This is a genomic window from Corynebacterium sp. H130 (genome assembly GCF_037572395.1).
Taxonomy (GTDB): Bacteria; Actinomycetota; Actinomycetes; order Mycobacteriales; family Mycobacteriaceae; genus Corynebacterium.
In genome coordinates this window covers 427,455-446,873 of sequence record NZ_JBBHLA010000001.1, presented here as the reverse complement: position 1 = coordinate 446,873, position 19,419 = coordinate 427,455, and the positions used below count along the sequence as shown (strand labels likewise).

Here is a 19,419-nt window from a genome sequence, read left to right as displayed (position 1 = left end):
GCATGACTACGATCGCCCTGCTTGACTACGGTTCCGGAAACATTCGATCAGCTCAGCGAGCGTTGGAACACGTCGGAGGAGAAGTGATCGTCACTAATGATCCTCAGACTGTTTTGCAGGCCGATGGCCTGCTGGTGCCAGGTGTGGGCGCGTTCGATGCCTGCATGAAGGGACTGAAGAAGGTCCAAGGCCCGCGCCTCATTGGGGAGCGTCTTGCCGGCGGTCGCCCAGTGCTCGGCATCTGCGTAGGCATGCAGATTCTGTTTGAGGAAGGTGTGGAACACGGGGTGACCTCGCAGGGCTGCGGTGAGTGGCCGGGGCGCGTCGAGAAGCTTTCCGCCCGCATCCTGCCGCACATGGGCTGGAACACTGTGGAAGCACCGGCCGATTCCCCGATGTTCGAGGGAATCGATGCGGATGACCGTTTTTACTTCGTGCACTCCTACGGTGTTCGAGACTGGCAGCTGACCACCGATGGCCTCACCACGGCGCCAAGGGTGGCATGGGCGAGCCATGAAGAAGATCGCTTCGTGGCGGCCGTAGATAACGGTGCACTGTGGGCAACCCAATTCCACCCGGAAAAGTCGGGGGATGTGGGCCTGAAGCTGCTGCAAAACTGGGTCCGGAGCCTCTAAACTTCAGTACTATGACTTTCACTCTTCTTCCCGCAGTTGATGTCGTCGATGGCAAGGCAGTTCGCCTCCACCAAGGCGAGGCTGGTTCTGAGACGGTGTACGGCACCCCTCTGGAAGCTGCTTTCATGTGGCAGGAGCAGGGCGCGCAGTGGCTGCATTTCGTCGATTTGGACGCTGCTTTCGGCAGGGGATCCAACCACGAAATGATGGCAGAAGTGGTGGGAAAGCTGGACATCAACGTTGAGCTCACCGGCGGTATCCGCGACGATGCCTCCCTGGAGCGGGCACTGGCAACCGGTGCGCGACGAGTGAACATCGGTACCGCAGCGCTGGAGAACCCGCAGTGGTGTGGTGAAGTGATCGCGAAGTATGGCGATCGCGTCGCCATCGGCCTGGATGTGCGCGAGGTCGACGGCGAGTGGCGTGCGAAGGGGAATGGCTGGGTGTCCGATGGCGGTGACATGTGGGAAGTCCTCGAGCGACTCACCTCTCAAAGTGTCTCTCGACTGGTGGTCACGGATGTCTCCAAGGACGGCACACTGACCGGCCCCAACATCGAACTGCTTCGCGACGTCGCAGCTGCCACCGACGCCCCAGTCGTCGCATCCGGTGGCATTTCGGTGCTTGACGACGTCATCGCTCTGGCACAGTATGAGGACGAAGGTATCGACTCCGCAATTATCGGCAAGGCACTGTACGAAAAGCGTTTCACCCTGCCTGAAGCACTCGCTGCAGTAGCGAAGAATTAAGTCGCCTCATGGATGCGCGAATGCTGCTGGCCATCGCCGAGGCCGTGGTAGATGACTGCGAGAAAGAGTTTCTTGCCGGGCTCGGTGTCGCTGAACGCGTAGCCAAAGGCCCTTATGATTTTGCCACCACCGCGGACTTAAAAATCGAGCTCATGCTGCGACGCGAGCTCACCACCATGACCGGTATTCCTGTCTATGGCGAGGAAGGTGGAGGCAGCCTCGATGATCCAGTGGTGTGGGTCGTCGACCCGATTGACGGAACCTCGAATTATGCCGCCGGCAATCCGATGTGTGCGATCCTGGTGAGCTTGCTCCACCAAGGACGTCCGATCGTTGCATTGTGCTCGCTGCCCACAATGGGCAAACGCCTGACTGCGTTTGAGGGCTCCCCGCTGATGATTAATGGAAAACCTCAGCCGAAGCTTCGTACTCCGGTCCCACAGTTGGTGCAGATCGGCCTGGGGTCTCAGATCGCCATTGATTCGGAAACCCCACAGCTGGCATTACGCCGCGAACTCATGGCCGACTTGGTCCGGTCCCACACCCGACTTCGGGTAACCGGCTCCGTAGGCGTCGATACGGCGTTTACAGCATTGGGAATTTTTGCCGGTTCCGTCACCTTCAGCCCTTTTGCCTGGGATAATGCTGCCGGTGTGCTGCTGGTGCAGGCTGCCGGGGGAACGGCAACTGACTTGGAAGGCAAGCCGTGGCAGCCTCATTCGGTAGGTCTCGTGGTGGGGGCGAAGAATATTCATAGAGAGATCTTGGCTACCATCAATCAGATCTGCGATGAGGAGGAATACAAGGCATGACTGTTGCCGTACGAGTTATTGCATGTTTGGACGTTGATCGTGGTCGTGTGGTCAAGGGCGTAAACTTTGACAACCTCCGCGATGCGGGAGATCCAGTTGAACTCGCAGCTCGCTATGGCACTGAGGGAATCGATGAGCTGACTTTCCTGGATGTGAGCGCGTCAAAGGAAGGGCGTGGAACGATGCTTGACGTCGTGCGACGCACGGCTGATCAAGTATTCATTCCGCTGACCGTGGGCGGTGGCGTCCGCAGTGAGGAAGATGTGGACGAGCTGCTGCGTGCTGGCGCAGACAAGGTGAGCATCAACACCTCCGCTATTCACCGACCTGAACTCATCGCCGAGCTGTCCCGACGTTTTGGTGCGCAATGCATCGTGCTGAGCGTCGATGCCCGTCGCGCTACCGATCAGCCTTCAGGCTTTGAGGTCACCACCCACGGTGGAACGAAGTCGGCTGGACTGGACGCAGTGGAGTGGGCACGCCAGGGCGAAAAGCTGGGGGCGGGGGAGATCCTGCTTAATTCCATGGATGGCGATGGCACCCAGGATGGTTTCGACATCGAACTCATTGAAAAAGTCCGTGCTGCAGTGTCCATTCCAGTGATTGCTTCCGGTGGTGCAGGTACAGCCGAGCATTTCCCGCCAGCTGTCGCAGCTGGTGCAGATGCGGTTCTCGCGGCTTCGGTGTTCCACTTCGGCACCGTTGCTGTGTCTGAAGTGAAGGATGCGCTGGCAGATGCTGGATATGAGGTGCGTCGATGAGCGATCCCGCAACGTTTGATCTCGATCCTCAGCTAGCTGCCGCCCTGAAATTTAATGACGCCGGGCTCATCCCCGTCATCGTCCAGGCTGCGGGCACAAAAGAAGTCCTCATGATGGCGTGGATGGATTCTCATGCGTTGGCGCACTCGCTGAGTACCCGACGGGGCACCTACTTCTCTCGGTCTCGCAACAGCTACTGGATCAAGGGAGAAACCTCAGGGCACGTGCAAGAAGTAGTGAGCATCGCGGCTGACTGCGACGGTGACACCCTGCTCATGACGGTTCGGCAAACCGGCGCAGCCTGCCACACCGGAACCCGCACCTGCTTCGATGATAGGGAGCTGCCGTGCGCAAAGTAGGAACGCTACTCCTGGGTCTTTCCGGTGCTGTGTTGTGGGGAGCTTCCCGACTGACGTGGCTCAAGGTCGCCGTCTTTGACGACAAGTCCGGCGACGCCAACCACGAGATCGTCGGTGCTGTCTGGTCCACCGAGATGACCGCGGTGGCGCTGGTATTGCTGGCTGCGGTCGTCGCAACGCTAGCTTTGCGACGCACCGGTCGCCGGATCGTGGCAGGCATCGCTGCCTTCGCTGCCGCAGCTGCCAGCTGGCGACCACTGGAAGTGCTGCTTTACGGGGCGCAGCCCGAGCGGGTGAAGGAACTGCTCACCAGTGGCGCGGCCTCGCAGCAACAGAATAAGCCCATCACGGTGACCCAATGGGCACAGATCACAGATATTTCCGTGAACAACCTTGGCCCAATCCTCGCATTGCTTGGCTGCGCGCTGGGACTATTGGCTGCGATTTTGCTGCTGCTTAAGCCTGGGGAAGATAAGACCCGGGCCAGCACCTATGAGGTAAAGAAGGCCCGCGAGGAAAAGCTGGCCGACGATCTGTCCGAAGACCCTGACTCACCACGCCTGATGTGGGACGCGCTAGATGCGGACGTTGATCCTACGGATCGTGTTTAGATAAAGCTGCTGGCTAGGCAGTCGGTGCGGAAACGATTTTAACCCTAGACACTGACCGACTAGCCTTAAAAGCGTGCACCAAGAAACTGCGGATTTGCGCCGAAGGACGTGACTGAACGATGTCCGTTTTCGAGCAAATCATTCAAGGCGTCGTGGAAGACGTCGCCTATCGTGAGTCCAGGGTGTCTTTCAAAGAGATCAAGGCGATGTCGCGGGCTGTGGAACCACCCCGCGATGCGTTTGGTGCTCTGATGCAGCCAGGATGTGGCGTCATTCCCGAGATCAAGCGCGCCACGCCGTGTCGCGGACAGATCGCGCAAATCGAACAACCTGCTGATCTTGCGATCCAGTTTGAGGCTGGTGGCGCCCGAATCATTGGTTGTCAGACTGAACGCCGACGATTCATGGGCTCACTTGAGGACTTGGCAGCGGTGAAAGCAGCAGTCTCTGTGCCTGTGATGAGCAAAGATTTCATCGTCGACCCGTACCAAATCCATGAGGCCCGTTATTACGGTGCCGACATGGTTCCTCTGGTTGTCTCCGCCCTTGACCAGGCACGTCTTGAATCGCTTCTTGACCGCATTGAGTCTCTCGGCATGACCGCGCTCGTGGAAGTGCATACTCCCGAGGACGCGAACCGAGCAATCAAAGCGGGCGCGAAGGTAGTTGGAGTCAATGCACGTAACTTGCACTCCATGACGATGAACCCGAGTGCCTTCGGCGAGATCGCTCCAGGTCTGCCTCGGGAAACCATCCGCATTGCGATGTCCGGTGTCCGGAACGCAAAGGATTTGCGCCTCTATGCGAGTGCCGGTGCGGACGCTGTCGTCATCGGCGAATCCCTCGTAACCGCACCCGAACCAATGACGCTGGTTCGCACAATGGTCGCGGTCGGCCAACACCCGGCCACCCCTACAGCTCGCTAAATTTAAGGGGTAATGGGAGCGAAACCCATCTGGGTAAGGCACACTAGTGTGCGTGATGAATCTGGCTTACCTTCCATCTCCTCCGCAGGGCGTGTGGCACGTCGCGGGAATTCCCATTCGCGCTTACGCACTATGCATTGTTGCCGGCATCCTGGTGGCAATTTGGCTGACCAAGCGCCGGTACATTGCTCGTGGTGGCGATGGGGAAGTGGTGATGGATGCAGCACTAATCGCAGTGCCAGCGGGCATCGTAGGTGGCCGTATCTACCATGTCATCACCGACAATGACCAGTACTTCTGCGATACCTGTAATCCCGTCGACGCCCTCAAAATCACCAACGGTGGCCTAGGCATCTGGGGCGCGGTTGCGTTGGGTGCGCTGTGTGTCTGGATCATGATGCGCCTGCGCGGACTGAAATTCGCACCGCTTGCCGACGCCGCGGCCCCCGGAATCATCTTGGCCCAAGCCATCGGCAGGCTAGGAAACTGGTTTAACCAGGAACTGTACGGTCGCCCGACCGATGTGCCGTGGGGGCTTGAGATTTATTACCGTGTCGATGCCAATGGTGCCCTCGCGCCGTTAACCGGTCGCTCGACCGGAGAAGTGCTGTATGTTGTCCACCCGACTTTCCTCTACGAGCTGTTGTGGAATGTCCTCATTTGTGTGCTGTTGCTGTGGGCAGACAAACGCTTCCAGCTCGATCGTGGTCGAGTATTTTGGCTGTACATCGCCGGTTATACAGCGGGGCGCTTCTGGATCGAGCTGATGCGTAGCGATCCTGCAACCCATGTTTTTGGGCTTCGCGTAAATACGATCACCTCGGCTGTGCTTTTCGCCGTGTCGCTGATCGTTGTGATCTTGCTAAATCGTCGGGCTGCAATGGCTGATCGCTCACCTGAACCCCAAGTTTTGTAGCAGGTGAACTCCAACCGGACTAGGGTGGGGGCTGTGAATAGACGAACAAAGATTGTATGTACGCTCGGTCCGGCAGTGGCAAGCAAGGAAGGCATTCTCGGTCTTGCGCAGGCCGGAATGGACGTCGCGCGAATGAACTTCTCGCACGGCGAACACGAAGATCATGCACAGAATTACCGGTGGGTTCGCGAGGCCACCGATGAGACGGGTCAGGCCATCGGCGTTCTTGCCGACCTGCAGGGTCCAAAGATTCGTCTCGGTCGCTTCGTCGACGGTGCAACCGTGTGGGAGACCGGCGAGACTATTCGCATCACCGTAGATGATGTCCCCGGTACCCACGACCGTGTATCCACCACCTACAAGGAACTGGCTAAGGACGCGAAACCAGGCGATCGCCTCCTTGTCGATGACGGCAAGGTCGGTCTGGTGTGCGTCGCCGTTGAAGGCAACGACGTCGTGTGTGAGGTCGTCGAGGGTGGCCCTGTCTCCAACAACAAGGGCGTTTCGCTGCCAGGCATGAACATTTCCGTTCCTGCACTCTCCGAAAAGGACATCCGTGACCTGCGCTTCGCACTCGGTCTGGGCGTCGACTTCGTCGCGCTGTCCTTCGTTCGTTCCCCAGCTGATGTCGAGCTCGTCCACAAGATCATGGACGAGGAAGGCCGACGCGTGCCGGTCATCGCCAAGCTGGAAAAGCCGGAGGCTGTGGAAGCCCTGGAATCCATCATCCTGGCATTCGACGCCATCATGGTTGCCCGTGGCGACCTTGGCGTGGAGGTTCCGCTGGAAGACGTCCCAGGCGTGCAGAAGCGTGCCATCCAGATTGCCCGTGAAAACGCCAAGCCTGTCATCGTGGCAACCCAGATGCTGGACTCGATGATCGAAAACTCTCGTCCAACCCGTGCTGAGGCTTCAGACGTCGCAAACGCTGTCCTCGATGGCGCGGATGCCGTCATGCTCTCCGGTGAGACCTCCGTGGGCAAGGACCCACAGAACGTTGTCCGCACCATGTCGCGCATTGTGACGGCTGCAGAAGCCAACGGCGTTACCCCTGGTTTGACGCACATTCCACGCACCAAGCGCGGTGTGCTCTCTTACTCTGCGCGCGATATCGCTGAGCGTCTGAACGCCAAGGCACTGGTTGCTTTCACCACCTCTGGTGACACGGCTAAGCGCCTCGCACGTCTGCACAGCCGCTTGCCGCTGCTGGTCTTCACCCCTGAGGTTGCCGTTCGCTCCCAGTTGGCACTGACGTGGGGTGCACAGACCTTCCTGTGCCCACGAGTCAGTTCTACCGACGCCATGATGGTGGAAGTAGACAAGGCGCTACTGGCGATGGACGAGTACGACGAGGGCGACGTTATGGTTGTTGTCGCGGGTACCCCTCCTGGAGAGCCAGGAAACACCAACATGATCCACGTTCACATGCTGGGCGAGGATGTCAGCGAGTTGAAGTACTAACTTTTGGACTTCTTCAAGTCGCGGATTTGTCACTTTGTGGCAGAGTTGAAGGCGTGAAACCTTCGAACTCCGTAAATGTAGTCCAAAGTGTCCCCGTCGCCTTGACCCCGCTGTGGCGTCTCGCCATGAATCTGCGTTGGTCATGGCGACGTGAAACTCGCGAACTTTTCAAGGCTATCGATCCTGAAAAGTGGAGCGACTTCGACGAAAACCCTCGTCGCATGCTGATGGAAGCTTCCGCAGATCGCCTGCAGGAGCTCGCGGCAGACGAGGTTTACGTATCCAAGGTACGTGCAGAAGAAGAGAACCTGAACGCATACCTGCAGGATACCTTCTGGTACCAAAACACTCACGCTCAGCACCAGATTGCTGACCAGGCAACCGTAGGGGAGAGCGACCTCGGCCCAGCCGACCCAATCGCCGCCTACTTCTCCATGGAATTCGGTATTCACCCAAGCCTTCCGATTTACTCCGGTGGCCTCGGCGTCCTCTCCGGCGACCACATGAAGTCTGCGTCGGACCTCGGCGTCCCACTCATCGGTGTTGGCCTGCTGTACTCCTACGGCTACTTCACCCAGTACCTGTCCGGCGATGGCTGGCAGGAAGAGCACTACGAATACCACGACCCACACAAGCTCCCGGTCGAGCCAGTGCTCGACGAAAAGGGCAACCAGCTCAAGGTCTCCGTCGCTTTCCCAGAAGGTCGCGACATCGTCATCGCCCTGTGGGTAGCTGCAGTTGGACGAATCCCGCTGTTGCTCCTGGACACCAACATTCCTGAAAACCCACCTGAGATGCAGAACGTGACAGACCGCCTCTACGGTGGCGACAGCGAGCACCGTGTCCGTCAGGAACTGGTCCTTGGCGTCGGTGGCGTTCGCGCAGTCAACGCATTTTGCGACGCCCGTGGCCTCGCACATCCTCGCGTGGCTCACCTCAACGAAGGCCATGCCGGCTTCCTCGGCCTGGAGCGCATCCGAGAACGCATGAACGAAGGCATGTCCTTCGACGCTGCGCTGTCCCAGGTCCGTGCAGCAAGCATCTTCACCACTCACACCCCAGTTCCTGCCGGTATCGACCGCTTTGACATGAACCTGGTTCGTCGCTACCTGGGCGAAGGGTTGCCAGAGGACAAGCGCCTGGTCCCTGGTGTGCCGCTTGATCGCTGCCTGGAGCTCGGTCAGGAGCAGGATCCGCACCGCTTCAACATGGCACACATGGGCCTGCGCCTGGCGCAGAACGCCAACGGCGTCGCAAAGCTGCATGGCGTTGTGTCCCGCGAGATGTTCGCGTCGCTGTACCACAACTTCGAGCCTCACGAGGTGCCGATCGGATCGGTGACCAACGGCGTTCACCTGCCGACCTGGACGAAGCCGGAGATGCTCGCGATCGTTGAGCGCTTTGCCGACGGCCAGGACCTCGCGGTAGCTGACCAGTGGACCAATGTGGATTCTGTGTCTGATGAGGAACTGTGGGCGGCTCGAAACAAGCTCCGCGCAGACCTCGTCGGTGTTGCTCGAAATGCCGTCAAGCAGTCCGGCATCAAGCGTGGTCGATTCGAGGCGCAGCTGAGCTGGACCAACCGTGTACTCGACCCGAACGTACTGACCGTTGGCTTTGCCCGACGCGTATCCACCTACAAGCGCCTGACTCTGATGCTGAAGAATCCTGAGCGCCTGCGCACGATCCTGCTGAACGAAGAGCGCCCAGTTCAGTTCGTCATTGCAGGTAAAGCTCACCCGCACGACATGGGCGGCAAGAAGCTCATGCAGGAAATCGTCCGCTTTGCTGACGAAGCTGGCCTGCGCGATCGCTTCCTGTTCCTGCCTGACTACGACATCGGATTGGCAGGCTACCTGGTATCCGGCTCCGACATCTGGCTGAACAACCCGGTTCGTCCACAGGAAGCCTCCGGCACCTCCGGCATGAAGGCCGTAATGAACGGCTGCTTGACGCTGTCCATTTCTGACGGCTGGTGGGACGAAATGCCTCAGGAAGGTTACGGCTGGACCATTCCGACCGTCGACACCGATGACCAGATGTTCCGCGACCAGCTGGAAGCAGAGGCGCTCTACGACCTGCTGGAGCACGAGATCGTGCCAATGTTCTACGACCGTGACGATGCTGGAGTTCCTCGCGAATGGCTGTCCATGGTCCGTCGTTCCATGACTACGCTGTCCCCAATGGTCACCTGTACTCGTATGGTCCGCGACTACACCGAGCAGTACTACCGTCCAGCCAACCACGCTGCACGAATTATCCAGGGCGACCACGACGCTGCGCAGCAGTTCGTCAACTGGAAGGAACGTGTCTACCAGGGCTGGCCAAATATCCGTCTTTCCGACTTGCAGATCGGTAACGCAACCAACTGGGAGCGTGCGATCACTTCCGGTGAGCCAGCCAACATCTCAGTGGATGTCGAGCTGGGTATGCTGACCGATAACGACGTCGAGGTTCAGGCCATTGTCGGCGCTACGGATCAAGACGGAAACTTCATCGACCCAACGGTGGCAGTGATGAAGGATAACGGCGAGGGACGTTACTGGGCCGAGGTACCAATTCATGAGCCTGGCGACCTTGGATACACTGTGCGAGTGGTTCCGCGTCACCAGCTTTTGCCGAGCCCGGCGGAATTAGGCCTCGTCAAGTTCTATTAATTCATGGGTCAGGGTAAGGTAGGTCGTATGAGTCCACTCGACCCAGCGACTAGCGCTCACCCTGTCACACAGGCTCAAATTGCGTATAACGCACTGCGACGTGCGATCACTTCCGGCGAGCTTCCCGGAGGTGCGCACATCGTTCAATCCGAGTGGGCAGACCGGATCGACGTGTCGATCACGCCGGTCCGAGAGGCCATTCGACGGCTTGAGCAAGATGGTCTCGCTCGCTCGGAAGCCCACAAAGGGACCACTGTCACCACTCTGAATCTTGCAGCAGCGGAGGAGATCTATGCGCTGCGACAAGTAATTGAGCCAATGCAATTGCGTAGGACGCAAGGGCGCCTAGCCGGCACTGTCGAGCAGGCTCGACAGCTGTGCGACCAAATGGCTGCGCAGACGGATCCAGTGGAGTTTTGCGACTACGATCAAAAATTCCACCGCTTGTTCCTAGGGCTTGATGATTCCTGGACATCGCGAGTAACCGGACACCTGCTCATGGCAGCCAGCCCGTACATCACCATTGCACTGAATACGAAGTTGGAGCTCATGGCCGTGGCGAATGAGCAGCACTTTCAGCTGCTGGCAGCTGTGGAAAAGGGAGACCTTGCCGAGCTAATCAGCGTTAATGCCCGCCACCTCACAGAGACGATGGCGGTGCTTGAGGGCGTGACTTTTCCTATTTCGCTAAATAACTCAGCACAGCAGTAGCAGCAGCCAGATTCGAGGCCTTCACCGTTGGCTCAAAGTCAGGGAGGAAGGTGCTCATGTGGTTGGAAGGAATATCTTCCGCCACGCGATCAGCGGCGACGGCTGCTTCCCATTGCGGGCGTGGAGTAGCGCCCACCATCCAGTACAGGTAAGGCGCACCGAATGCGCGCGGGACCTGGGAGAAGTCTTCGGAAGCAGTCCATGGCTTCAGATCGATGGAGTCAGCGCCGAAGACCGCATCAAAGTGTCCGCGCACCTTGTCAAAGACTTCGACTGAATTGTCGGTCAGTGGAGCGTGGTCGGTGTACTCGAAGGTTGGTTCTTGCGGGCAACCCGACGCCTGGCATTCGGCACGAACGACGCGCTCAATGGCCGAGTAGAGGTGATGCTTGATGGCATCGTTGTAGGTACGGCAGTTGAGCACCAAAGTTGCGGTGGCCGGAATCGTGTTGTTTGAGTTGCCAGAAGACAAGGTGCCGACGGTGACCACAGCGAACTCAGATGGCGGAATTTCTCGGCCCACAATGGCTTGCAGACGAACGACGATCATCGCAGCGACGAAAGTTGGATCGATCGACAAGTGCGGCATGGAACCATGCGAAGACCGGCCAAAGATACGGATCCGAATGGTGTCCGCAGCAGCGAGCGCAGGGCCAGGCATGGACATGATCGTTCCGGCTGCACCAGGCCCGATGTGCTGGCCAAACACCACGTCTGGTTGAGGCATGACGTGCTTCAATCCGTCATTTACCATGGCCAGCGCGCCTGCACCGTTTTCTTCGGAAGGCTGGAACAGGGCAACAAAGGTGCCTGACCAATGCTCGCGCATGTCGTCGAGAAGCGCGCAGCAGCCGAGGAGAGCGGTGGTGTGCATGTCGTGGCCACAGGCGTGCATGAGCTTGGTGCGTACGCCCTGCGGGGTGACTCCCTCAGCGACGGATGCATAGTCGACGCCCGTTGCTTCCTCTACTGGGAGGGCGTCGAAGTCGGCGCGCATGACGGCGGTGGGACCGTCCCCGTTGCGAAATACCGCGATAATGCCATGGCCGCCGATGCCGGAGGTCACCTCGCAATTAAAGTCGGCGAGTTTTGCCTGGATTCGGTTGGCGGTGCGCTCCTCTTGCATTGAAAGTTCAGGGTGCGTGTGTAGGTCCCGATAGAAGTCACGCTGCCAAGCGAGATCGGTGGAGGCGGAGGCGAGCAGGGAGGCAATGTCAGTCACGGTGGAGAAACGGTCCTTTCTGTGTTTCAGACCACTTTAACGCAGGACGGGGTTGTACTTCAGGCTGTTTCGCTCAACATGAGCTTCTGTAGCGATGCGGATGTCCTGGGCAATGTGGCCTTGCTCCCGCAGTTCAAACAGCTTTGGCACCACACGGTCGCGGATGTTTTGTGGTGACAGGGTGTTGAGGTAGATCTTCGTGCCACCTTCGAACCCAGCGAGGTTTGATACGCGCCACTTGATCATTACTCGCCACGGCATTGGGATATCGAGGTCGATTGGCTTGTGGTGCCATTCCTCATTGCACGGAACGTTTGCGCCGGTGGCGGCGTGGCAGGCGTGCATCAAATCGCTCATGCCGGCAATTTCCTCGTCGCTTTGGAGCCATGGCTCGGCGGTGGCGGACTTGGAGTATATCTCCAGGGTTGGGTAGCGGTGGCCAAAACCAGCGAAAGCGACCGCGTAGTCGTTCTCCGCGATGATCAGGTTGTGGTAATTCGCAAAGTCGACGGCCCACTCGTTGTACATATTCGGGTTTGCGCGCAGGCGAGTAATTTCCTCTTCGGCATGAACGCCACGCTCATCGATGGCAACGAGCTGCTTATGCAGGTGATCAAAAGACGCGCCGGCTGGCTTCAGCCAGTTCTGGAATACCGCGACGTATGGCGCGTAGCGGTTGCGTGCATAAAGGTCGGCCACCGCTTCAACGGTGAACTTGATCAGCGCGCGGTGCTCGTCCACCGAAAGCGTGCCTGACGACGCCAATTGGTCATCATGCGTGGCGCCGTCGACAAAGTGGCGTCGACCAATGATCAAATCGTGTCCGCCGGCGAAATAGCCTCCGGCGCGTTCAAGCAGCTGGTCCTCCGTGAATGCTTCGAGGTCCTCGGCGGACATGCCGCTAGCCTTCATGCGGGTCTTAACGATGCTGAGCACATGCTCTCGGCCTGCGGGATCCGCGAGATATTCCTGCATCCGCAGTGTGGTCTCGGGATCAATCTGGAAACCGTAGTTTTCCTTCCAGTAATCAAAGGACACGATCTCAAAGAGATTCGGTACGCGACGAAACTCCGCGACGCTTTGATCTAGCTGGGAAGGAAGCAGGCCCGGACGGGAAAACCAGGTGCCGTCTTCGCACACCATGCGTGCCTTCTCCGGAGGGGTATTAAGCAGACGATCGGAGCAAAACGCGCAGGCCGTGGTGTGATCCTCAGCGGAAAGTGGCTTCGGATCTTGCGACGGCGTGGACAGCGGTCGATTGCCGCGGCCCGGAACAGTCCACACCTCAGTTCCAGTGAGGGGATTGACCTGCTTCAGCGTGCCGTCGGCCATGGTGATCAGGGGAGTAGGGCGATTATGTAGAGGTGTGCTCATACCTTCCAAGGGTATTAGCTACTGTGAAGTTATGCCTGAAATCGTCTTTGATGCCCTTGTCCCAGAGGCCGAGATCACCCGCTTATTTGCGCGTTTCCAGCAACTGGCTGAGGCAATGCGCGTGAGCGTTACCCAGATCGAAGATGCCCGCGTCGCGGAAGACGTGGAAGCCCAGCTGCGCGACCAAATCGAAGGCGACACCTCGGATCGCCGCATGGTGCGATTCAGCGTTCATGCCAACAGCAACTTGAACCACACGGCGATGACCTTCGCCAGGCTCCTCACCCCACATGTTGATCTGCCCGCGGAGCCGACGCTGCTGGAAAACGAGGAAGCGTTTGAGGTGGCTGCGACGTATCCGTGGACCGTGGTGATCATTTCCTAGAGCTGGGACGCCAGCCTTCGGCCGGCGTCGATAAGCTGGGTTCGGACGTCAGCATCAATGAGCTCAGCGGTGAGCACTCCCTCGGGCGCGCCATCAATTCCGCCCGCAACAAGTGCAGAGCGCACGTTCGCTTCCCGAGCCATATCCAGCACCATCCCGGTCACCTTTCCGATGGCAGACTGGGCATCGAACGACCCCTCGCCGGTGATCACGAGGTCAGCCTCGGCAAGGTGCTGCGCCAGCCCCATCGATTCCGCAACCACGCGCGCGCCGGGCAAAAGATGCACGGCAGCCTCTGACCCGTGCAGCAGCGTGGACATCCAGGTGAGCGCGATGGGGACGCCACCCGCTGCGCCGAAACCAGGTCGGTTCGGGTCAATGTTGCATCGTTCGCACAGCGTGGCAAGGCCGGCCTCGAGCTTTTCGACGTCTTCAGCAGTCGCTCCCTTTTGTGGGCCAAATACCGCCGCGGCACCTTGAGGGCCAGTCGCTGGAGCTGTGACGTCGGCCAAGAGGACCCATTCCACAGAGGCAGCTGGAATGTTGAGCTGTGCGGTGTCGAAGTGATCGAAGTCCACGAGCGCAGCTCCGCCTTGTCTGAGCGGGTGTCCTTCTTTGTTCATGGCGGTGGCTCCGAGGGCCACCAGAATGCCGGTGCCGCCGTCGACAGTTGCGCTGCCGCCAAGTCCTAGTGTGATGCGACGGGAGCCGCGAGTGACGGCATCGGCGATGAGAACGCCGGTGCCATAGGTATCCCCTGTGGTGGGGACGGGGTTGTCTAGGACCGCTGGGAGACCCGATGCTGCAGCTACGTCGATGAAGGCTTCCTCGGTTTCAGAGTTGTAAATGTAGGAGGCTTCGGTGAGGCGACCCGCTGCGTCTGTGGTGGGCAAAGTGATGGTTTCTCCGGCGAAGCAGCTCGCCGTTCCTTCGCCACCGTCAGCTAGGGGGAGAAGGGTGATGTCCGCATCGGGGAGCACCTCTTGGATACCGGCAGCAATGTACTCAGCGGCGTCGCGAGCCGTGGCAGTTCCTTTGAAGGAATCGGGGGCGATGAGGATACGCATTTTTGTATATTTTCCAGTCTATTGAATATTTGCAGAATTAATTTTATTCTCGAACCGCTCAATCATGTTGAACAATCCGTTTCGCTATTTGAGATGTTCAGGGGCTATTTTTGGAATTTTCCACGTCAACAACCATGTGACCAGCCTCTCAAAAATCGCCTTAAAAGGGGGCTATGCCACAATCGGTCCTGAATGGTTTAAGAATATTCTGATAAAGTTTCCACCGTCACATTGTTGGTTGAAGTAATTCACGAGCAGGTGGTCGCAATATCCGAATGCACTGAACCATAGTGCTCAACATTACCCATCCGATGGGCATGTTTTAAGCGCGATGGGGCAGTGCGAATGTTGAAAGGAATGCAGCATGTCGTCTATCGAGGCACAGGTCTCCGACTACTACAACAAGCTTTTGCTGCGTAACGCTGGCGAGCCTGAGTTCCACCAAGCTGTAGCTGAAGTTCTCGACTCCCTCAAGATTGTGCTCGAGAAGGATCCGCACTACGCCGACTACGGCCTCATCCAGCGCCTCTGCGAGCCAGAGCGTCAGCTGATGTTCCGTGTCCCTTGGGTTGATGACAAGGGCGAAGTTCAGGTCAACCGCGGCTTCCGTGTCCAGTTCAATTCCGCCATCGGCCCGTACAAGGGTGGCCTTCGCTTCCACCCATCCGTGAACCTGGGCATCGTGAAGTTCCTCGGCTTTGAGCAGATCTTCAAGAACTCCCTGACCGGCCTGCCAATCGGCGGCGGCAAGGGTGGCTCCGACTTCGACCCAAAGGGTAGGTCTGACGCCGAGGTCATGCGCTTCTGCCAGTCCTTCATGACCGAGCTCTACCGCCACATCGGCGAGTACCGCGACGTTCCAGCCGGTGACATCGGCGTAGGTGGCCGTGAAATCGGCTACCTCTTCGGCCAGTACCGCCGCCTTGCTAACCAGCACGAATCCGGTGTCCTCACCGGTAAGGGCCTGACCTGGGGTGGTTCCCTCGTCCGCACCGAGGCAACCGGCTACGGCCTGGTGTACTTCACCAAGGAAATGATGGCCGCTCACGGAGCATCCCTCGAAGGCGCAAAGGTCATCGTCTCCGGCTCCGGCAACGTGGCCATCTACGCCATGGAAAAGGCACAGCAGATGGGCGCAACCGTCATCGCGTTCTCCGACTCCTCCGGCTGGGTCGAGACCCCGAACGGCGTCGACGTAGCAAAGCTCAAGGAAATCAAGGAAGTTCGTCGCGAACGCGTCGCCGCCTACGTCAACGAAGTTCCTGGCTCCAAGCTGCACACCGACGGCTCCATCTGGTCCCTCCCATGTGACGTTGCCCTACCATGTGCAACTCAGAACGAGCTCGGTGGCAAAGACGCCACCATGCTCGCAGACAACGGCTGCAAGTTCGTCGCCGAAGGCGCAAACATGCCTTCCACTGCAGCAGCCATCGAGGTCTACCGCAAGCGCGGAATCCTCTTTGCACCAGGCAAGGCAGCCAACGCCGGTGGCGTGGCAACCTCCGCACTGGAAATGCAGCAGAACGCCTCCCGTGACTCCTGGAACTTCGAGTACACCGATCAGCGTCTGCACGAGATCATGTCCGGCATCTTCAAGAACTGCGCAAAGACCGCTGCCGAATACGGTCACGAAGGTGACTACGTCATCGGTGCAAACATTGCAGGCTTCAAGAAGGTTGCAGACGCAATGCTCGCGCAAGGCGTGATCTAGAAAAACATCCCGTATTTGGGCCGGTTTTGGGGTAAAACCCCAGGACAACGTGTCCGAATACGGGATACTTTTCTTTGCGGAGGAAAAACATCCCCCACTAGGGCCAGTTTCGTGGCAAAACCCCAGGAAAGGCTGCCCGAATACGGGAAACTTTTCCCTCCCGCGGTGCGCGTGTAACCCGATTTGCCAGGAGAGCCTAGGTAAGCTGGGCACCATGTACCGCGTTTTCGAAGCTTTGGATGAAATGGTTCAGACCGTCGAGCAGGCCTACGGCGTGCCGATGACCGCAAATTGCATGGTGCCACGCAACGATATGCTGGCGCTTCTCGACGACCTCCGCAACGCTCTTCCAGTCGAAATTGACGACGCACAGGATGTGCTGGATGAGCGTGACGAGATTATCCGTGGCGCCGAAGACAAGGCTGCCGACATTGTGGATGCTGCGGATCGCGAGGCAAGCGACCTCGTGACCCGGGCTCGTGAGGATTCCGAGGCGATGCTTGCTGACGCCGAGAATCGTGCGCATGCGACCGTCGCGAAGGCGGAGGCGGATGCCGACCGCATCGTGGAAGACGCAAGCCGCAACGCCGCAATGATGGTGGACCGTGCGACGGCGGAGGCCGAGCGCCTGGAGAAGCAGGCCCGCGATTCTTACGAGCGCGCGGTGGAGGAAGGCCTGGCTGAGCAGCACCGACTGGTGTCTGAGTCGGAGGTCGTGAAGCGGGCTAATGAGGAGGCGCATCGTGTGGTCGATGCCGCTCATACCGATTCCAATCGTCTTCGCCAGGAATGCGATGTCTATGTCGATGGAAAATTGGCAGAATTTGAGGACTCGCTTTCTGCTACTTTGCGTGCCGTATCCCGCGACCGTGCTGCGATCCGCCGCGGCGCAGGTGCCAGCGGCCACCGTGAGGAAGTCTAAGTGTCCAATCCATTCGTATTTAATGTCGCAGCCTTGCTGCGAGGCAGTGGCATGCCAGAACAACGCACTCAGACCGGTGAAGCGACGGAGCGCATCGGCGTGCAGATGATCGCCATTGAGCCGGGGACCCCGGTGACTGTGGAAGCGACGCTGACGCCGCTGGGCGAGGGCATCATGGTCGATGCTTTGATCAAGACCCAGCTGAAGGGGCAGTGTTCTCGGACGCTCGTCGAGCTCAATCCGGATTACGAGATTTCCGTCAATGAAGTCTTCGCCGCCACCGATACCTTTATCCAAGGTGATGAGGCTGATGAGGACGACGAGATCCCGATGGTGGTCGGCGACAACATTGACCTCACACAAACGGTGATCGATGCGGTGGGACTCGATCTGCCTTTTAACCCGACCTGCGAGTACTTTGGTCTTGAAGCACCAGATGTTGACGTGCCGGCGCCGGACGGGGTGTCCGGTGAGGAAGACCGCCCAGATCCTCGCTGGGCCGGACTGGAGAAGTTTAAGTGAGTCGTAAAAAGCAACGCGTCACGGGTGAGGAAGCCTGGGGCGCGGCCTTTGCAGCAGTCGACCATGCGCCACTGCTGCAGCACCTTGGTGTCGAGCTGGACGATGACAACCTGCGCCACGCCCTGACCCACCGTTCCTTTGCCAACGAAAACGGCATGCTGCCGAACAACGAACGCCTGGAGTTCCTCGGGGACTCCGTGCTGGGCCTGTCCGTGGCCACCAAGCTGTACGAGCAGTACCCGGATCGCCCGGAATCGGATATTTCCAAGATGCGCGCCTCCATTGTCAGCCGTTATGGTCTGGCTGACATTGCTCGCGAAATTGACCTTGGCCAGCATATTCTCCTGGGTAAGGGGGAGGACAGCACCGACGGTCGCAACAAGGACTCCATCCTCGCGGACACCACCGAAGCTCTCTTTGGCGCGATTTACCGCCAGCATGACTTCGAGACCGCCCGCGATGTGATCCTGCGCCTGTTCAAGCACAAGATCGACAACGCATCTGCGCGCGGCCTGCACCAGGACTGGAAGACCACTCTGCAAGAAAAGGTGGCCGAAAAGAAGCTGCCGGCTCCCGTCTACGAGTCCGAGGTGAGTGGCCCCGACCACGACCAGGTGTTTACCTCCCACGTCCTCATCGATGGCGTCAAGCGTGGTACCGGTACCGGGCAGAACAAGAAGCTCGCCGAGCAGCAAGCCGCCCACGAGGCCTTCCTCGCGATTCGCTAATGCCCGAGCTGCCAGAAGTTGAGGTCGTGCGGCGTGGATTGCTGGACCATGTCGTCGGCAAGCGCTTTGCGACGGCTAAAGTCCTCCATCCCCGCACCGCACGGCGCCAACCCGGAGGCGGTGCCGAGCTAGAGGCACGCCTGGCCGGGGCACACGTTGACGGTATTGGTCGACGTGGTAAATACTTGTGGCTCGATACGTCTGCTGGTGCCCTTTTGGTACACCTCGGGATGAGCGGGCAGATGCTGATCAAGTCTGGCTCGCCCGAGGCTCATAAGCATTTGCGAGCGTGGGCCGTCATGGATTCCGGAGACGAGCTGTGGTTCGTGGACCAGCGCACCTTTGGCTATTGGCATATGGGCGAGTTGGTGGATGGGGTGCCGGAGTTAGTGACCCATGTGGCACCTGATCTGCTGGAGCCTGCATTTTCCATAACTGACACCGTGAGACGGATTCGTGCCAAGCGGTCCGGGATCAAACGAGTGTTGCTGGATCAGACGGTCGTGTCGGGTATCGGAAACATCTATGCCGATGAAATGCTCTGGCAGGCGCAGATACACGGTGAGACTCCGGCGTCTGCCTTGGCTGAATCGGAAGTGTCGGATTTGTTGGAAGCTGGCCAAGATGTCATGCGCCGTGCCTTAGAACAGGGCGGCACCTCCTTTGATTCCTTGTATGTGAACGTCAACGGTCAATCCGGATACTTCTCGCGGTCGCTCAATGCCTATGGGCAGCAGGGGAGACCGTGCCTGCGCTGCGGGACGCTGATTGTACGGGAGCAATTCGCGAACCGCGGGTCTCACTTTTGTCCGGAGTGTCAGCGACTTTGACGCGGGAATTCGGCCTCGGTTATGGCTTAGCCTAACGCTCGAGTTGCTAAATATCGTTAA

The 19,419-nt window shown here is 58.8% G+C and carries 20 protein-coding genes; 17 read left to right on the top strand and 3 right to left on the bottom strand.

Annotated features, from left to right (window positions below):
- Window positions 1-2: 2 nt before the first annotated feature.
- From hisH to WG939_RS02100, 11 genes are all read left to right on the top strand, one after another.
- On the top strand, window positions 3-635 hold the full coding sequence (gene hisH / locus WG939_RS02150) for an imidazole glycerol phosphate synthase subunit HisH (protein ID WP_339981953.1): 633 nt from the start codon (window positions 3-5) through the stop codon (window positions 633-635).
- An 11-nt stretch (window positions 636-646) separates the two neighbouring features.
- Entirely contained in the window at window positions 647-1,384 is a 738-nt protein-coding gene (gene priA / locus WG939_RS02145) for a bifunctional 1-(5-phosphoribosyl)-5-((5-phosphoribosylamino)methylideneamino)imidazole-4-carboxamide isomerase/phosphoribosylanthranilate isomerase PriA (RefSeq protein ID WP_339981951.1), read from the top strand.
- A gap of 8 nt (window positions 1,385-1,392) precedes the next feature.
- Window positions 1,393-2,196 carry an inositol monophosphatase family protein gene (locus WG939_RS02140; RefSeq protein WP_339981949.1) on the top strand — a complete coding sequence of 268 codons (804 nt, stop codon included), beginning with the start codon at window positions 1,393-1,395 and terminating at the stop codon, window positions 2,194-2,196.
- Window positions 2,193-2,957 carry an imidazole glycerol phosphate synthase subunit HisF gene (gene hisF / locus WG939_RS02135; protein WP_339981947.1) on the top strand — a complete coding sequence of 255 codons (765 nt, stop codon included), beginning with the start codon at window positions 2,193-2,195 and terminating at the stop codon, window positions 2,955-2,957. Before WG939_RS02140 ends, hisF begins: the two co-directional genes overlap by 4 nt.
- Window positions 2,954-3,316 carry a phosphoribosyl-AMP cyclohydrolase gene (gene hisI, locus WG939_RS02130; RefSeq protein ID WP_339981945.1) on the top strand — a complete coding sequence of 121 codons (363 nt, stop codon included), beginning with the start codon at window positions 2,954-2,956 and terminating at the stop codon, window positions 3,314-3,316. Before hisF ends, hisI begins: the two co-directional genes overlap by 4 nt.
- Entirely contained in the window at window positions 3,304-3,927 is a 624-nt protein-coding gene (locus tag WG939_RS02125) for a TIGR02234 family membrane protein (RefSeq protein ID WP_339981943.1), read from the top strand. The genes hisI and WG939_RS02125 overlap by 13 nt, the downstream gene beginning before the upstream one ends.
- 119 nt (window positions 3,928-4,046) lie before the next feature.
- Window positions 4,047-4,853 carry an indole-3-glycerol phosphate synthase TrpC gene (gene trpC / locus WG939_RS02120; RefSeq protein ID WP_339981941.1) on the top strand — a complete coding sequence of 269 codons (807 nt, stop codon included), beginning with the start codon at window positions 4,047-4,049 and terminating at the stop codon, window positions 4,851-4,853.
- 55 nt (window positions 4,854-4,908) lie between these two features.
- Window positions 4,909-5,769 (top strand): prolipoprotein diacylglyceryl transferase, encoded by an 861-nt coding sequence (gene lgt / locus WG939_RS02115; protein ID WP_445227864.1) that lies wholly within the window; start codon window positions 4,909-4,911, stop codon window positions 5,767-5,769.
- Between the two features lie 33 nt (window positions 5,770-5,802).
- Entirely contained in the window at window positions 5,803-7,230 is a 1,428-nt protein-coding gene (pyk, locus tag WG939_RS02110) for a pyruvate kinase (protein WP_339981937.1), read from the top strand.
- Window positions 7,231-7,283: 53 nt separating this feature from the next.
- On the top strand, window positions 7,284-9,887 hold the full coding sequence (gene glgP, locus WG939_RS02105; protein ID WP_339981935.1) for an alpha-glucan family phosphorylase: 2,604 nt from the start codon (window positions 7,284-7,286) through the stop codon (window positions 9,885-9,887).
- A 27-nt stretch (window positions 9,888-9,914) separates the two neighbouring features.
- Window positions 9,915-10,598 (top strand): GntR family transcriptional regulator, encoded by a 684-nt coding sequence (locus WG939_RS02100; RefSeq protein WP_339981933.1) that lies wholly within the window; start codon window positions 9,915-9,917, stop codon window positions 10,596-10,598.
- Here the strand turns inward: WG939_RS02100 and WG939_RS02095 are convergent.
- Together WG939_RS02095 and WG939_RS02090 are read right to left on the bottom strand one after the other, a co-directional pair.
- Window positions 10,567-11,820 (bottom strand): amidohydrolase, encoded by a 1,254-nt coding sequence (locus WG939_RS02095; protein ID WP_339981931.1) that lies wholly within the window; start codon window positions 11,818-11,820, stop codon window positions 10,567-10,569. The genes WG939_RS02100 and WG939_RS02095 overlap by 32 nt on opposite strands.
- A 36-nt stretch (window positions 11,821-11,856) precedes the next feature.
- Window positions 11,857-13,194 (bottom strand): DUF4921 family protein, encoded by a 1,338-nt coding sequence (locus tag WG939_RS02090; RefSeq protein WP_339981929.1) that lies wholly within the window; start codon window positions 13,192-13,194, stop codon window positions 11,857-11,859.
- A 31-nt stretch (window positions 13,195-13,225) separates the two neighbouring features.
- Here WG939_RS02090 and WG939_RS02085 point away from each other — a divergent pair, with 31 nt between their 5' ends.
- Entirely contained in the window at window positions 13,226-13,579 is a 354-nt protein-coding gene (locus WG939_RS02085; RefSeq protein WP_339981927.1) for a hypothetical protein, read from the top strand.
- On the opposite strand, the gene WG939_RS02080 is transcribed toward WG939_RS02085, so the two are convergent.
- On the bottom strand, window positions 13,576-14,646 hold the full coding sequence (locus tag WG939_RS02080) for a glycerate kinase (protein ID WP_339981925.1): 1,071 nt from the start codon (window positions 14,644-14,646) through the stop codon (window positions 13,576-13,578). The genes WG939_RS02085 and WG939_RS02080 overlap by 4 nt on opposite strands.
- Before the next feature lie 364 nt (window positions 14,647-15,010).
- Between WG939_RS02080 and gdhA the strand changes: the two genes are divergently transcribed.
- The 5 genes from gdhA (at window position 15,011) to mutM (ending at window position 19,359) form a co-directional block, all read left to right on the top strand.
- On the top strand, window positions 15,011-16,357 hold the full coding sequence (gene gdhA, locus WG939_RS02075; RefSeq protein ID WP_339981923.1) for an NADP-specific glutamate dehydrogenase: 1,347 nt from the start codon (window positions 15,011-15,013) through the stop codon (window positions 16,355-16,357).
- Window positions 16,358-16,571: 214 nt separating this feature from the next.
- The gene (locus WG939_RS02070) at window positions 16,572-17,279 is read left to right on the top strand and encodes a DivIVA domain-containing protein (protein ID WP_339981921.1); all 708 of its coding nucleotides are present in this window, start codon (window positions 16,572-16,574) and stop codon (window positions 17,277-17,279) included.
- 51 nt (window positions 17,280-17,330) lie between these two features.
- Window positions 17,331-17,801 carry a YceD family protein gene (locus WG939_RS02065; RefSeq protein ID WP_445227863.1) on the top strand — a complete coding sequence of 157 codons (471 nt, stop codon included), beginning with the start codon at window positions 17,331-17,333 and terminating at the stop codon, window positions 17,799-17,801.
- The gene (rnc, locus tag WG939_RS02060) at window positions 17,798-18,529 is read left to right on the top strand and encodes a ribonuclease III (RefSeq protein ID WP_339981917.1); all 732 of its coding nucleotides are present in this window, start codon (window positions 17,798-17,800) and stop codon (window positions 18,527-18,529) included. Before WG939_RS02065 ends, rnc begins: the two co-directional genes overlap by 4 nt.
- Window positions 18,529-19,359, top strand: coding sequence for a bifunctional DNA-formamidopyrimidine glycosylase/DNA-(apurinic or apyrimidinic site) lyase (gene mutM / locus WG939_RS02055; protein WP_339981916.1), 831 nt, complete (start codon window positions 18,529-18,531; stop codon window positions 19,357-19,359). The genes rnc and mutM overlap by 1 nt, the downstream gene beginning before the upstream one ends.
- Window positions 19,360-19,419 lie beyond the last annotated feature (60 nt).

What these genes read in the sequence shown, in the direction of transcription:
- WG939_RS02080 (WP_339981925.1), bottom strand. Translation starts at nt 14,646, where the DNA reads ATGCGTATCCTCATCGCCCCCGATTCCTTCAAAGGAACTGCCACGGCT.
- hisF (WP_339981947.1), top strand. Translation starts at nt 2,193, where the DNA reads ATGACTGTTGCCGTACGAGTTATTGCATGTTTGGACGTTGATCGTGGT.
- trpC (WP_339981941.1), top strand. Translation starts at nt 4,047, where the DNA reads ATGTCCGTTTTCGAGCAAATCATTCAAGGCGTCGTGGAAGACGTCGCC.
- WG939_RS02065 (WP_445227863.1), top strand. Translation starts at nt 17,331, where the DNA reads ATGCCAGAACAACGCACTCAGACCGGTGAAGCGACGGAGCGCATCGGC.
- WG939_RS02090 (WP_339981929.1), bottom strand. Translation starts at nt 13,194, where the DNA reads ATGAGCACACCTCTACATAATCGCCCTACTCCCCTGATCACCATGGCC.
- WG939_RS02085 (WP_339981927.1), top strand. Translation starts at nt 13,226, where the DNA reads ATGCCTGAAATCGTCTTTGATGCCCTTGTCCCAGAGGCCGAGATCACC.
- WG939_RS02140 (WP_339981949.1), top strand. Translation starts at nt 1,393, where the DNA reads ATGGATGCGCGAATGCTGCTGGCCATCGCCGAGGCCGTGGTAGATGAC.
- hisI (WP_339981945.1), top strand. Translation starts at nt 2,954, where the DNA reads ATGAGCGATCCCGCAACGTTTGATCTCGATCCTCAGCTAGCTGCCGCC.
- mutM (WP_339981916.1), top strand. Translation starts at nt 18,529, where the DNA reads ATGCCCGAGCTGCCAGAAGTTGAGGTCGTGCGGCGTGGATTGCTGGAC.
- WG939_RS02100 (WP_339981933.1), top strand. Translation starts at nt 9,915, where the DNA reads ATGAGTCCACTCGACCCAGCGACTAGCGCTCACCCTGTCACACAGGCT.
- gdhA (WP_339981923.1), top strand. Translation starts at nt 15,011, where the DNA reads ATGTCGTCTATCGAGGCACAGGTCTCCGACTACTACAACAAGCTTTTG.
- hisH (WP_339981953.1), top strand. Translation starts at nt 3, where the DNA reads ATGACTACGATCGCCCTGCTTGACTACGGTTCCGGAAACATTCGATCA.
- priA (WP_339981951.1), top strand. Translation starts at nt 647, where the DNA reads ATGACTTTCACTCTTCTTCCCGCAGTTGATGTCGTCGATGGCAAGGCA.
- lgt (WP_445227864.1), top strand. Translation starts at nt 4,909, where the DNA reads ATGAATCTGGCTTACCTTCCATCTCCTCCGCAGGGCGTGTGGCACGTC.
- WG939_RS02070 (WP_339981921.1), top strand. Translation starts at nt 16,572, where the DNA reads ATGTACCGCGTTTTCGAAGCTTTGGATGAAATGGTTCAGACCGTCGAG.